Here is a 13,764-nt window from a genome sequence, read left to right as displayed (position 1 = left end):
CTGCCTGTTATCTCAGTTTAAGGGTTGAAAGACCGATCATGGCGAGAATGATGGCCACGATCCAGAAGCGAATAACCACCTGACTTTCCGTCCAGCCCTTCTTTTCGAAATGGTGATGAATAGGCGCCATCAGAAAAACGCGTTTCCCGGTCAGTTTGAACGATGCCACCTGAATGATAACCGAGAGCGCCTCAACAACAAATAAACCGCCAATAATGGCAAGAACAATCTCGTGTTTGGTCGCCACTGCAACGGCACCGAGCATACCACCAAGAGCCAGCGAACCGGTGTCACCCATAAAGATGGCTGCTGGCGGTGCGTTAAACCATAAAAAGCCCAGCCCTGCCCCGATGACAGCGCCAAGAACCACAGCCAATTCACCTGTGCCGGGAACGAAATGGATCTGCAAATAATCAGCAAATATCGCATTACCGGATAGATATGCGATAAATCCGAATGAAGCCGCAGCCACCATCACCGGGACAATTGCCAATCCATCAAGCCCGTCTGTGAGATTGACCGCATTGCCAGCACCGACCATGACGAAGGCCGCAAAGGGGATGAAAAACCAGCCCAAATTGACCACAAATTGCTTTACGAATGGAAATGTCAGCGATGAAGAGAATGGCTCCTGTCCCGTTCGCATAATAATGAATGCGGCCAAACCAGCGATCAGAAATTCTATACCTAAACGCATTTTGCCGGAAAAACCTTTATCCGACTGCTTGGTGACTTTGAGATAATCATCATAAAAACCGATTGCCCCAAATCCCACTGTGACAATGAGCACAACCCAGACATAGACGCTCGACAGATTAGCCCAAAGCAAGCAAGAACCGAGTATCCCCGTCATAATCATTAGCCCGCCCATTGTCGGCGTACCGGCTTTTTTAAAGTGGGTTTGAGGGCCATCAGCCCGGATCGGCTGTCCTTTGCCCTGTCTTGATCGCAAAGCATTGATGATGGCTGGCCCAAAAAGGAACACCACAAGCGCGGATGTGATCATTGCTCCGCCCGTGCGGAACGTGATGTAGCGGAACACGTTAAGCGGTGTTACATGTTCGGCAAATATTGTCAGAAGCATCAACATGCGGAAGAAATTCCTTCAAATGCGCCTATTCGGCAGGCGTTGCCGGCGGGAAACGGCCCAAAAGAGCTTTCACAATGCGCGAAAAGCCAATGCCCTGTGACGATTTGATCATAATCACATCACCTGGGCGGATCGCTCTTACGACCAGCGGCAATAATTCACTGGTGCTCTGCCTGTACTCAACATGAATTTCAACCGGTAATGCATCTTTAAGCACTGACATTTCACGCCCACCGATGAAAAGCACATTGACTTCTGCATCAACGATGGGGCGAGCCAGATCGGCATGCAGCTTGCCCGACTGACGCCCAAGCTCCAGCATATCGCCCAAAACCGCAATGCGTCGGCCACGTGGTGCAACCGGGGGCGTTGCCTGAAGCAAGGTGAGCGAAGCCCGCATCGAAGCGGGATTGGCGTTATAGCTCTCGTCAATCAGCGTGAAGGAGCCACCATCCGGATGCTCCAGTTCATGTCTTGCACCTCGACCATTTTCGGCCGTTAATGAACCCATTTGAAGTGCGACCTTAGCAATATCCGCACCCGCCAGATGTGCAGCGCCAAGAACAGCAAGCATGTTCTGCACAATATGTCGGCCGGGAATGCCCACTTTAACAGCGGCTTCTTCATCACCGATTTTAGTCGTGATACATGAACAATCAGGATGCAGCTTGACATCTCGCAGCCGATAATCGGCCTGCGCATTCGATCCAAACGAATGAATATGTTCAACGCCAGCCTTTTGGGCCAATTCTTCTAGCTGCCGATAGCGCTTGTCATCGCGATTTAAAAGCGCATAACCGCCTGGCACAATGCCTTCAAAGATTTCGGCTTTAGCGGTTGCGATCTCTTCCAAATTGGCAAAATGACCCAGATGCGCGGGCGCAATCAAGGTAATCAGCGCAATATGAGGACGCACCATTTTCACCAAAGGACGAATTTCGTCATGGTGATTCATACCGATTTCAAAGATACCATATTCAGTATCTTCCGGCATTCGCGCCAAGGTAAGCGGCACCCCCCAATGATTGTTGAACGAAGCTGCGGAAGCATGCACTTTCCCAACTTCGGAGAGAACATGACGCAATGCTTCCTTAGTGGTGGTTTTGCCCACAGATCCTGTTACCGCAATAATCTGCGCCTTTGTCCGCGCTCGCGACGCTATCCCTAGCTTCACGAGAGCTTCCAACACATCATCCACAACGATCATTGGAACTTTTAGATTTCCCAGCGCGGGAAGACGGGATTCATTGACCACCAAAAGCCCTGCCCCCGCCGCCATTGCAGCGGTTGCAAAATCATGGCCATCAAACTGATCGCCCTTAATGGCAAAAAACGCTTCGCCTTCATTGAGCGTGCGGCTGTCAATGGAAATACCGGTAACCCCTGCGGGAAGATGCCCAAGGGGTCGGCCTTCCATGGCTTCAACCATATCGGCAGCCGACCATAGCCAATTGTTCATTCTTCACGCTCCCCGCGACGCGCAGCCAGCGCCGCCGCAACCTCGACATGATCTGAAAACGGCAAAGTGACGTCACCCACGGTCTGGCCTTCCTCATGGCCTTTACCAGCAACAACCAGCGTATCCCCGGTCCGCATCATCGACACCGCTTGAATGATTGCTGCACGGCGATCTGCAATTTCTTTTGCTTCGGGCGCTGCGGCCATAATTTCAGAACGTATCTGCTCGGGAGATTCAGAACGAGGATTGTCATCCGTAACGATCACGACATCGGCAAGTCGATTAGCGATTTCGCCCATAATCGGACGTTTACCTTTATCGCGATCGCCCCCGCAACCAAAAACAACGATGATACGTCCGGTTGTAAACGGTCTAACTGAAGTGAGCACATTCTCAAGCGCATCGGGCTTATGCGCGTAATCGACATATACCGGAGCGCCTTCTTCTGTTGCACCCACCAGTTCCAGCCGACCGGGCGCACCCTTTAGCCGTTCAAGGGCCTTTATGGCAGCCGCCGCTGGCACACCGGTAACCATGGCAAGCCCGGCAGCAACCAAAGCGTTGGCCACCTGAAAATCTCCCGCAAGCGGAAGTTCAAACTCATAGATCTCATCATCAATACGAACTTCGACATGCTGCCTAAAGCGCTCATGCTCTACCCGCTTAAGAGAGATAAAATCGCCCTTGCGCCCAACGGTTTTGACATCACACCCGGCTGCTTTGGCTGCTTCGATGGCCTGTGCGGAATATTGATCATCCGCATAGATGATGGCGGGTGCTTTATGCGGAAGCAAACTATCAAAAAGGCGCATTTTGGCAGCAAGATATTCTTCTATCGTTGCGTGATAATCCATGTGATCACGCCCCAAATTTGTGAAAGCACCCGCAACCAATCGCACACCATCCAGACGACGTTGATCTAAACCGTGAGAAGATGCTTCCATCGCGGCATGGGTCACGCCCTCATCAGCCAATTCGGCCAAAACACGATGCAGTTCCACCGGATCTGGTGTCGTAAGTGCGTTATAATCGCTCCGTGTCGGTGAAAAAACACCGGTGGTGCCAATATTTGCGGCTGGAAAGCCTGCATAGGCCCAGATCTGGCGCATGAAAGATGCCACAGATGTTTTGCCGCTGGTGCCGGTCACTGCAACCATCACTTCTGGCTGTTTGGCATAAAATTGCGCGGATGCAAGTGCCAGCGCGTGCCGGGGATCCTCGACATGTAAAACAGGCACTTCTGTTTTTTGTATCTGCGCGCTCTTGCCTGCTATGATAGCCACGGCTCCGCGAGCAACCGCATCGTCCACGAAGGCGGCCCCATCTGCTTTGACACCTTTAAGAGCTGCAAAAAGAAAACCGCGCTCGACCTTACGGGAATCTGACGTAATGCCGGTAACCTCGGTTTCACCAGAGCCGCCAGCAGTCAGGTCTTTAAAAAGTGCGATTTCCTTTAGTTTCATTGTCACACCAAATCCGTATGGTTGCGCTTTAACCCCACAAAAGTGGCATTAAGCGAATGGTTTTCAATTTATCAACGACACTTTTGCCGGTGCTGCTTCTTCCACAAAATCAGGCGTTACACCAAGGAACGAAGCAGATCGCCGTATGATTTCTGCGACCATCGGGGCAGCATTGAGGCCAGCAGTCGCACTAAGTTTGCCTTCCTCAGGTTTTGGCTCGTCAATAATCGACAATACGACATATCGTGGATTATCCATTGGGAAGGCCGCAAGGAAGGCATTAAAACGAACATCCTTTGAGTAGCGCCCGTTAACAACCTTTTCTGCGGTACCCGTTTTGCCACCAACCCGATACCCCTCGACTTGAGCTCGCCGTCCCGACCCGGTCTGCCCGTTAAAGCGATAAAGATATCGCATATCAGCCGATACTTTGGGAGAAATCACTTGCTTGGCAAATTCTTGCGCTTGGGCCTCGCTACGTTTTAAAAATGTGGGCGGAATAAGCTTGCCGCCATTCATCAAAGCCACTGTGCCGACCGCCGCTTGCAATGGTGTGGTCATCATCCCGTGACCAAATGAAATGGTCAATGAATGCACCTTCCTCCAAACTCGTGGTTCGACAGGACGCGCCACTTCGGGAAGCTCAGTTTCCATTCTATCCAGCAAGCCCATTCTTTTGAGGAATTCGCGATGGCCTTCTATACCGATCGCATCGGCCTCCCGGCCAGAGCCAATATTGGATGAGTAGACAAAAACTTCAGCAAGTGTCAGCACCCGTGACTTACCGTAATAGTCACGAATAGTCTGTCTGCCGATAACAAGTGGTCGCGAGGCGTCAAATTTAGATTCCAGATTAAACTTCCCAGAATCGAGCGCCATGGCAGTTGTGAAGCTCTTGATGATCGAGCCTAATTCATAAGTACCTGCAGTCATACGATTGAGCCGGTCTTTTTCCAGTGCATTCACTGGATTATTCGGGTCATAATCTGGAACCGAAGACATCGCGACAACTTCGCCTGTGTGCACATCCAGTATGACAGCGCCCGCAGCAATTGCACGATAACGTTCGATTGCATTGACCAAAACATCCCGCACAATATGCTGCACGCGAATATCGATCGAAAGTTTTACCGGCTCCAGAGACTGACCTGTCGCCAAGCCAACGGCGCGAAGATCACTCAGCCCTTGCGAATCGATATATTTTTCCATTCCCGCAATGCCTTGGTTGTCGATATTAACAAGACCAAGGATGTGGGATGCAGTAGGTCCACCCGGATAAAACCGGCGCTTTTCGGTGCGAAAACCAATACCGGGGACGCCAAGCGCCATGATCTGGCTTTGCTGTTTGGGTGTCAGACCCCGCTTGATCCAGACAAATCCGGCACCGCTTTTAAGACGCCGATAAGTGGTTTCCCAGTCGAGATCAGGAATGACAGTTGAAAGCAACTCAATGGTTTCATCCGGATCGACTATATTGCGCGGCTCGGCATAGAGAGACGCGGTTTTGATATCAGTGGCAAGGATCTGTCCATTGCGGTCCAGAATATCGGGACGCGAGGCGAGTTCGTGAACCCTTGGCCCGCCATATTCTTGTTCTTCCCCGCCCACAACACCAAAATAGATAAGTTTACCGCCAATCGCGCCATAGGCGGCAACGAAACAAGCCACAGCCATCCACAAACGGTTTCGCGCCCGGTTTCCATGTTTTTTGCGAAAGCCATCAAACGCCATTTTGCCGGACGGTATTTCACCGCCGGCAAGCGCGCTATCATTTTTCAAACCTTTTGATCTCTTATTAAACAATCCGAGCTTCAGCCGCATGATCAGTGCCTCGCTCCATCTATGCTGCCCGTACTCATCGAATCTGTTCCAAGAACACCGCTCGCTAGCAACTCATCGCTGCCAGAGATAAGCATTTGAATATCGTCGGGTTGGCGTTCGGGAATTTCGTCTATCCCAGCTGCATATTGTTCCGGCTCAGTCGGTGCAAGCTGTAGTTCTTCGTCATAAACTCCCACCAGTGCCTGAAGTCGGCCTGGTTGCGTCATCAAAGCCCAATCCGCCCGCAAAAGCGTGATCGTATCCCTTTCTGAATCAATCTGGCGCTTGAGCTTGGCAATTACTGCCATCTGCCGCTCGGCATCATATTTAATCGTATAGGTAACCGCTGCTGCCATCAGCATCGCCGCTATCAAAATGAGTTCAAAAGTACGTGGCACTGTTCAACTCCGGGCAAGATCATCTGTATTGGGCAATTTGGGCAGCCCGAACAATGAAAGGTCGTTTTCGAGAGGCGAATTTTCAGTTCTTATGCCGGCACGCAATTTGGCCGAGCGCGCCCGAGGATTGCGCTCTTCCTCTTCCGCCGAAGGACCAACCGCCCCCTTAACAGCTGGAAGAAAACTCGGAAGTCGCGCCTGCATTTCCGGCATATGACGCGAACCAGCACTGCCCCCAGCGCGATCTGCAAAAAAACGTTTGACCATGCGATCTTCTAGTGAGTGGAATGTCACAACAACAAGGCGTCCACCGGGTTTGAGAACGCGTTCTGCCGCAAGCAAAGCGCGCGCAAGTTCACCCAACTCATCATTTACATAGACACGCAGAGCCTGAAACACGCGCGTAGCTGGGTGTATCCGGTCTTTCGGGTGTCGCCCAACCAGCTCTTCAATCGCTTTCGCCAGTTCAAGCGTCCGGGTGAATGGCTGCACCGCTCGGCGCTTGTCAATCATCCGGGCAATTCTGCCTGCGTGGCGCTCCTCGCCAAGAAAATTGAATATACGCGCAAGATCTCCGGTTTTCAGGTGATTGACAACATCGGCCGCGCTTGGACCTTTTGCCGACATGCGCATATCAAGCGGTCCATCTTTCTGAAAAGAAAAACCGCGCTCTGCCTCATCGATTTGCATCGACGAAACACCGATATCCAACACAACGCCGTCCACCTTTCCGCCATCACCGCAGATGCTCTCCACAGCATCATCAAGAGCAGAAAAGCGGCTTTCAACCAAATTAAGTCGGCCTGTATAGAGCCTCTCCATCGCGCGCCCGGCCGCAATGGCGTTGGGATCGCGATCAATAGCAATGACATTCGCACCCGCTTCGAGAATATGGCGTGTGTAACCACCCGCACCGAAAGTTCCGTCAACAATCAGTTTTCCGGGCTCAGCCTTCAACGCGTCAAGCACTTCCGTCATCAGCACCGGAATGTGACGAAGCTGAGCCTCTCCGGCTTGAGATTGGTCTCCGCCGAGGCTAGCCATCATTCCGATCCTTTCCCGGGAACCTTCCCGCTATCCTGAAATTGCGCATAGATTCCCGCCGATTGTCGACACAAAGGAATCGATCAATCCGTTATCGGATATTAAGCTTAATGATCCGTTATTTCTGCAAACCAAAACCAGCAATTGACCGTTTCCGCCAAGTGATCAGCACCACGGCGTTTATTTCAAATTACTGCTTTTGTTTAAAAATTAAATGTCAGCCGGTCTGTAAGCCGGGTTCTGTATGGCCGGATTTCCATCCGACGTGGTAGCCATTCATCTGGGACGGATGTCGCCACCCGCCTCTTGCAACCCACCCGGACGGCTGATCTGGAAATCGATTGTCAGCCCTTTCGGACTAACGCGCCGTCCCTATTCGGTCTTGCTCCCGGTGGGGTTTACCGTGCCGCCAATGTTACCACCGGCGCGGTGGGCTCTTACCCCACCTTTTCACCCTTACCCCGTCATCCCTGTCCTTGTTCGATGCATTGCAGATATGCGCATCGCAAGAATACGGAAGACGGGGCGGTTTGTTTTCTGTGGCACTTTCCCTGGGGTCGCCCCCGCCGGGCGTTACCCGGCACCGTATTTCCCTGGAGCCCGGACTTTCCTCACCTGCCGCCTTTCGGCACTGGACAAGCGCGGCTACCCGACCGACTGACCGTGCGTGTATAGCATGAACCATGTCGGTTAAAACCCGGATTGTAAAAGTTTTTGCGCAGCAAAAAAGCCAGCAGCAAACTTGCTACCGGCTTTTCTTCACATTTACCAACACAATGCATTCGTCAGAATGGCATTAAAATGAACGCATATAGGCTTTCACCTTGTTGCAATAATTCGCAGAAGTGGGGTTCATCCTTTTTGCGCCATGGCCCGCATTGTATTTCAGGATCGTGCCGCAGGTGCTTCCGCCGCCCAACTTATGTGCCATTGCCAAATATTTCATACCATATTGGATATTGGTTGAAGGCTCGTAAAGTCCTTTGGCAGAACCCGAATAGCCCAAACCGCGTGCGGTTGAGAGCTTGATCTGCATCAGGCCGATTTCGCCAGCCTTACCGCGAACATCGGGGCGATAATTGCTTTCATGACGCACGACCGCATGAGCAAGAGCCGTTGGAACACCATAGCTCTTTGCATATTGCTCGATCAGATTGGAGTAAGGACGCCCATCTGTTCCAGACTTTTGCTTAAGGTTGTTTTTAGCCGCCTTAGCACCCTTCTTCTTCGTAGCAGTTTTCTTCGTTGATTTCTCAACCTGTTTGGCTTTTACGCCCTTTTGACCCTCTTTAGCCTTCTTAGCCGACCGGGCTTGGAGAAGATCGCTAAGATTAGTTGGTTCATTAACTGGAGCACTAGATGCAATGCTCGGCACAAAACTACTCATTGCGCCAACAAGAGCGCACACAACAACAAATTTTGACTTCATAACCTACCGTCTTGACCGTCTTTAGGACATCGCCAGTCTTGGGGGAAGCGATGTCGCTGTGGCGCTGTTTTTTGAGCGCGCCTTTTTGATTTACAGCTCAATTCCGGCAGGAAAGATTTTCCCAGCCGTGACAAAATTGAGCTAAGATTGCAGTTCCCTCCGGCAAAATTGTTGCCTCTTTTTGTGGGGAATGGCGGTTCATTTGCAGGCTGAATGCAGCCGAAGATTGGTAAGAAAAATCAATTAGTCTTGCAGAATGTAACAAAAACGGCTCACGCAGCTATCAATTTCTTGACAAACTTGCCGCACAACTTACGATTGATGCCACATCAAACTATTGAATTAAAAGTTGGAATCCCACTTGGTGTCAGCGCCGTATTTTTTTGAAAATGCCTGTTCAGCTAGTAACATTTTGCAGCGAAGAAAGTAGCCTGTAGAGGGTATCAATAGTTGATACATCAGCGACACCGTCCAATTTTTGAGGCCGAAAGTGGCGCTGAAAGGCTTTTACGACCGTTTCGGTCGCTTCATCAAAGACACCATTGATCTCAATTTCATATCCATAAAGCGCCAGCATGGATTGAAGCGCTTCAATCGGCTGACCCTGCTCACCGCGCGCGAAAAAACGCCCGCTCCGAATTGGAGTTGGTTCGACATAATGACCAATCCCCGCCTCGTAAAGTTTCTTCCAAGGAAAATTATGCCCGGGATCTGTTTTGCGTGTTGGCGCAATATCCGAATGCGCCAGAACATTTTCAGGCGGGATCGAATGGCGCTGGCAAATATTTCTGCAGAGTTCTATCACCGATTCAAGCTGTGGCTCTTTAAATGGCGGATAGTCATCCAACTCACCGGGATTAACAATCTCAATGCCGATCGACGCCGAATTGAGGTCTCTTTCGCCTTTCCAGAAGCTTTGCCCGGCATGCCAAGCACGCGCTTTCTCAGAAACCATTTGCACCACGTCGCCATTCTCATGAACGAGATAGTGCGCCGAAACTTCCCGTTCAGGAGATTTTAAAATATCCAGAGCTTCCTGTGCCGTTGCCACCCCGGTATAGTGCAAAATGAGAAATATCGGGGTTTTCCCGTCCCGTCTCGGACCAAAATTGGGAGACGGTTCTAGCGCAGCCTTGCTATAATCCGCCTTATCTAAGGCAAGCTCAGCGACGATCCCGTCGATAGAATTTATTTCGTCACTCATGCTACCGCCTCTAACTGTTTTGATACGGCTGCCCAGGCACTATTAATGGAAGCAAGACGTGCATTGGCAATGGTTATAAATTCCAGCGGCAAACCTTCGGCAATCAAACGATCAGGATGATGCTCTTTGACCAAGGCACGATAACGTTTCCGAGCATCTTCAAATGACGCCCCTCTGGGCAATCCTAGGATTGCATACGGGTCGGCTTCCCCGCCTTTGACATGGCGCAAAGAAATTTGCTCAAAAACACTCTCATCAAATCCGAATATTTGGGCTACTTTCGCAAGAAACGCCATTTCCTTATCATGCACATACCCATCAGCAGTGGCGATATGGAAAAGTCCATCCAGAATATCTTCCAGCAAATGGCAATCGGTTTTCCCATCGCTGCAAAGCCCTGCAAGCTGACGAGCATAGCTTTCAAAGCCCGCCACATCTTGTTTAGCGAGATCATAAAGCCGGGCCACATGCGCGCGCTCTTCCGGCGGCACCGAGAAAATTTTGTGAAAGGCGCGAATTTCCTCTTGGGTCACAATCCCATCCGCTTTGGCCATTTTTGCCGAAAGGGCGATCATAGCGATCGAAAAAGCCACCTGTTTCCGAGTTTCTGCATCACCTTCAAAAACTGTTTGAATGGCCTCGATCACGCTAGAAATAGCGTTCAGCGTTACCGAAGTAACGAACTCACCAATGCGGGTCCAAATCGACATGATTAGGTTTTATAGCAATCCGAACTATCTGCAATCCCACAATAACTTGTTGGCAAAGCTCTTATAAACATCGGCTAGGGTATTTTGCGCGCTTCTAATGATTTCTGAGCGGATTTAGCGGCTGCATCAGCCGCTTCCTCCGCTTGTAATTCTGACTGCCCGACGGCTAGGGCAGCATCTTTGGCATGCTTTCGTGCGCGCTCCACGATGGCTGCTTGCTCCTCAGCATCGACCACGCCCGCCTTATCGCGCAAAGTCTGAAGTAAATCAGCGCCAACTTCTGCTCCGGTCCCGGTCTCAGTCTCAGTCTCGGCCCCGGTCTCGGCTTGAGTGGCATCAACTGCACTATCCCGCTTCGCATTCTCGCTCTGCGAGACAGAATCGGGCTCGGACACCTGCTCTTCGGGTTTGCTACACGCAGCAACCCCAATCAAAAAAACTGCAGCAATCGGAAAAAGGAAATGGCGGCTCATAATCAATGCTATAACCGAAGTCGCGCATCGTTTGAATAGCAATGCTCACCTAACCCACTTTTTTACGAGATGCCCGAAAAACTCTTATTAAGCTGTAAAACTCTTATTAAGCTATGGTAAATAAATGGTGGCCCGGTTAACCAGACCACCATTGAGAGTTTCGTGGTTATGCCGCTGCCATTTAATTTGCCGGCGCAGTTCCGGTATCAGGCGTAGCGGGCGTTGCTGGGGGCGTAGTGTTACCGTCCGCTGGTGCTTCCGGAGTGGTTGCGGGTGGCGTTGCATTGTCGGAAGAATTGTCGTTGCAGCCAGCTATAGCTAAAAATGACAGGGCCGCGATCGACGTGATTAAAATCTTTTTCATTGATGGCTCTCCTTCCATAAAGTCAACTTACACATGTCAACAGCGTGAACCACACCTCGCCCATTACTCTGCCCCTATCGGGTGCCGAGCCTGTTCTCATTGCTAACATCACTCACAAAACGGCGACTGCACGAAAAAGTTCGCTCAATTAGTCTTACGCAGCGTAACAAGCTGCAACTCTCCGGATCGGTAAGATCGCCAACCTCCAAGTAACGACCGACGGCGGCCTGCCCTCACCAATTTTTAGCCCCCAACTAATGACGAGCTGCGGCGGATAGCGTAACCCTTGTCGAAGAAATGATTCGCGACATCGGGAACTGTCTATGAACGCTCTGGCCAACCGTATTTTTACTGCCCTTGGCATTCTGCTTTTTTCCGGCTGCACGACAGTCGATTATGACTTTTCCGACGTGAAAAAATCCTCAAGCACTCTACAGCAAATTGCGCGGCCTAGTGGTCGAGTGAATGCGCCACGCTTTGGTGATCGCAAACCATATGAATGGACCGGTCGTACCCCTTGGCATTATCCGATCCACGGCACCGACGTTTCAAAATATCAAACGAAAATAGATTGGGATGCTGTGCGCAAAAGCGGAATTTCATTTGCCTTCATTAAGGCGACGGAAGGCGGGGATCGTTTTGACGAACGTTTCAACGAGCATTGGAATGGCGCCAAAGCAGCTGGAATTCCTCGCAGTGCCTATCATTTCTATTATTTTTGCCGTCCCGCAATTGAGCAAGCTCGTTGGTATATTCAACACGTTCCGCGCGATCCGCATGCGTTACCTCCGGTTCTGGATATGGAATGGAATGCGCATTCTCCGACCTGCAAATTAAGACCAGACCCAGCAATCGTGCGCAAAGAAATGCGCGTCTTTTTGCAAGCAATCGAAAAACATTACGGAAAGCGCCCGATCATTTATACCACCGTCGATTTTTTCGACGAGAATGATCTGCGGCAGTTTTCAAATTACCCGTTTTGGCTGCGTTCAACCGCCGGACACCCGGAGGAGAAATACGGACCCCATCCTTGGACTTTTTGGCAATATACCGGCACCGGTATCATACCGGGCATTAAAGGCGACGCAGATATCAATGTCTTTGCGGGCGATACGAAATCATGGAAAAAATGGCTACAACAGAATAATGTTCGCTAATCTTTTGAATGGCGAACAACTAGAGATTGCCGTTAATATTGTTTAGGCTAAGTTGTGATTTGTACCGTTTGTAGAGAGAGGATCGAGAATATTTGCGCCGTCTTGTTGGATTCCATTTTAATCGCTTTTCGGCGTGATCGAATACTATGATATCCACATTCATTGTCGTGCTTCCCGTTTTTGCGCTGATCTTCTCGGGCTGGGGAGCTTTCAAGCTAAAAATTCTCGGCAAACATGCAATCACTGAGCTCAACCGGTTTGTGGTCTATCTGGCTTTGCCAACGCTACTATTTGACATTACTGCAAACTCCCATAGCAGCGAACTCTGGCAACCTGACTTTATAGCGGCCTATAGCATCAGCAGTGTGATCGCTTTTTCTCTTCCGTTTCTTATCCAGTTTCGCCGAAATCTACCTCTCGCTGACAAAGCCATTGGCGGTCTAAATGCCGCCTATCCCAATTCGGGCTATATGGGCATACCTTTATCGATCATCGCATTCGGCTCTGATGTTCTTCCCACCACCATTATTTCTATGATCGTAACCCTTTGTGTTACCTTCGGGGTTGCGATTATTCTTATTGAAATAGGTACACAAAAGGCTGCGAACCCACTTGAATTTACTTGGAAAGTCACCCGATCTTTGATCCGCAATCCGCTGATGGTAGCGCCAACCCTAGGCGGAATAATTGCATATTTAGGCTGGACTTTGCCTGCGCCAATAGAAACTTTTCTGAAATTATTAGGCGGCGCGGCTGCACCCTGCGCATTGGTTGCGCTGGGCCTATTTCTCGCCGTACCACGGAAAATGCAACGCGAAGATACCGCTGAAATCGGCTTTCTCGTCTTCACCAAACTTATTATTCATCCATTGGTAACATGGATTGTCGCGGTTTATTTTTTCAACTTGCCATTGCTTATTGCACAAAATGCAGCCCTGCTTGCCGCATTACCTGCCGGGACCGGACCCTTTATGTTAGCAGAGCATTATGGCCGCTCGCCTGGGATAACTTCAAACGTAATCCTCTATTCCACCGCCCTATCGGTGATCACTCTCTCGGGCCTGCTGGCTCTAATGTAAAGTGATTCTGCTTGCCGCAATGGTGCTCTAAAATGGCAAATTCGCGTCTTTTTATTAAAAGTGAACAAAATTT

13 protein-coding genes and 1 other RNA gene are annotated in these 13,764 nt (G+C 50.4%); 2 read left to right on the top strand and 12 right to left on the bottom strand.

Annotation, left to right across the window (positions count from 1 at the left end; translation table 11 throughout):
• Window positions 1-7: 7 nt before the first annotated feature.
• From mraY to C7374_RS04235, 12 genes are all read right to left on the bottom strand, one after another.
• A complete protein-coding gene (gene mraY / locus C7374_RS04290) occupies window positions 8-1,090 on the bottom strand; it encodes a phospho-N-acetylmuramoyl-pentapeptide-transferase (protein ID WP_111574386.1) in 1,083 nt (360 codons plus the stop codon).
• A gap of 25 nt (window positions 1,091-1,115) precedes the next feature.
• Window positions 1,116-2,549, bottom strand: coding sequence for a UDP-N-acetylmuramoylalanyl-D-glutamyl-2,6-diaminopimelate--D-alanyl-D-alanine ligase (locus C7374_RS04285; protein ID WP_111574385.1), 1,434 nt, complete (start codon window positions 2,547-2,549; stop codon window positions 1,116-1,118).
• On the bottom strand, window positions 2,546-4,018 hold the full coding sequence (locus tag C7374_RS04280; protein WP_111574384.1) for a UDP-N-acetylmuramoyl-L-alanyl-D-glutamate--2,6-diaminopimelate ligase: 1,473 nt from the start codon (window positions 4,016-4,018) through the stop codon (window positions 2,546-2,548). The genes C7374_RS04285 and C7374_RS04280 overlap by 4 nt, the downstream gene beginning before the upstream one ends.
• 57 nt (window positions 4,019-4,075) lie before the next feature.
• A complete protein-coding gene (locus C7374_RS04275) occupies window positions 4,076-5,827 on the bottom strand; it encodes a peptidoglycan D,D-transpeptidase FtsI family protein (protein WP_374850189.1) in 1,752 nt (583 codons plus the stop codon).
• Between the two features lie 8 nt (window positions 5,828-5,835).
• Window positions 5,836-6,231 (bottom strand): cell division protein FtsL, encoded by a 396-nt coding sequence (gene ftsL / locus C7374_RS04270; protein ID WP_111574382.1) that lies wholly within the window; start codon window positions 6,229-6,231, stop codon window positions 5,836-5,838.
• A gap of 3 nt (window positions 6,232-6,234) precedes the next feature.
• The gene (rsmH, locus tag C7374_RS04265) at window positions 6,235-7,278 is read right to left on the bottom strand and encodes a 16S rRNA (cytosine(1402)-N(4))-methyltransferase RsmH (protein ID WP_210205068.1); all 1,044 of its coding nucleotides are present in this window, start codon (window positions 7,276-7,278) and stop codon (window positions 6,235-6,237) included.
• 210 nt (window positions 7,279-7,488) lie between these two features.
• Window positions 7,489-7,936, bottom strand: an RNA gene (rnpB, locus tag C7374_RS04260) — RNase P RNA component class A.
• A 135-nt stretch (window positions 7,937-8,071) separates the two neighbouring features.
• Window positions 8,072-8,704: a lytic transglycosylase domain-containing protein gene (locus tag C7374_RS04255; protein WP_111574381.1), complete on the bottom strand. Its 633-nt coding sequence runs from the start codon at window positions 8,702-8,704 to the stop codon at window positions 8,072-8,074.
• Between the two features lie 397 nt (window positions 8,705-9,101).
• Window positions 9,102-9,908, bottom strand: a complete 807-nt coding sequence (locus C7374_RS04250) for an N-acetylmuramoyl-L-alanine amidase (protein WP_111574380.1) — start codon at window positions 9,906-9,908, stop codon at window positions 9,102-9,104.
• Window positions 9,905-10,618, bottom strand: a complete 714-nt coding sequence (locus C7374_RS04245; protein ID WP_111574379.1) for a J domain-containing protein — start codon at window positions 10,616-10,618, stop codon at window positions 9,905-9,907. The genes C7374_RS04250 and C7374_RS04245 overlap by 4 nt, the downstream gene beginning before the upstream one ends.
• Window positions 10,619-10,692: 74 nt before the next feature.
• Complete coding sequence (locus C7374_RS04240) at window positions 10,693-11,091, bottom strand: hypothetical protein (RefSeq protein WP_245412577.1); 399 nt, start codon at window positions 11,089-11,091, stop codon at window positions 10,693-10,695.
• A gap of 181 nt (window positions 11,092-11,272) precedes the next feature.
• Window positions 11,273-11,455 (bottom strand): hypothetical protein, encoded by a 183-nt coding sequence (locus C7374_RS04235; RefSeq protein ID WP_111574377.1) that lies wholly within the window; start codon window positions 11,453-11,455, stop codon window positions 11,273-11,275.
• A 323-nt stretch (window positions 11,456-11,778) separates the two neighbouring features.
• On the opposite strand from C7374_RS04235, the gene C7374_RS04230 reads away from it, so the two are divergent.
• Window positions 11,779-12,612, top strand: coding sequence for a glycoside hydrolase family 25 protein (locus tag C7374_RS04230; protein ID WP_111574376.1), 834 nt, complete (start codon window positions 11,779-11,781; stop codon window positions 12,610-12,612).
• 146 nt (window positions 12,613-12,758) lie between these two features.
• Window positions 12,759-13,691 carry an AEC family transporter gene (locus C7374_RS04225; protein ID WP_111574375.1) on the top strand — a complete coding sequence of 311 codons (933 nt, stop codon included), beginning with the start codon at window positions 12,759-12,761 and terminating at the stop codon, window positions 13,689-13,691.
• The last annotated feature ends 73 nt before the right edge of the window (window positions 13,692-13,764 follow it).

Source organism: Falsochrobactrum ovis (assembly GCF_003259955.1).
Classification (GTDB): domain Bacteria; phylum Pseudomonadota; class Alphaproteobacteria; order Rhizobiales; family Rhizobiaceae; genus Brucella; species Brucella ovis_A.
Note: the sequence above shows the minus strand (reverse complement) of the source record. Positions and strands in the feature narration are given on the sequence as shown.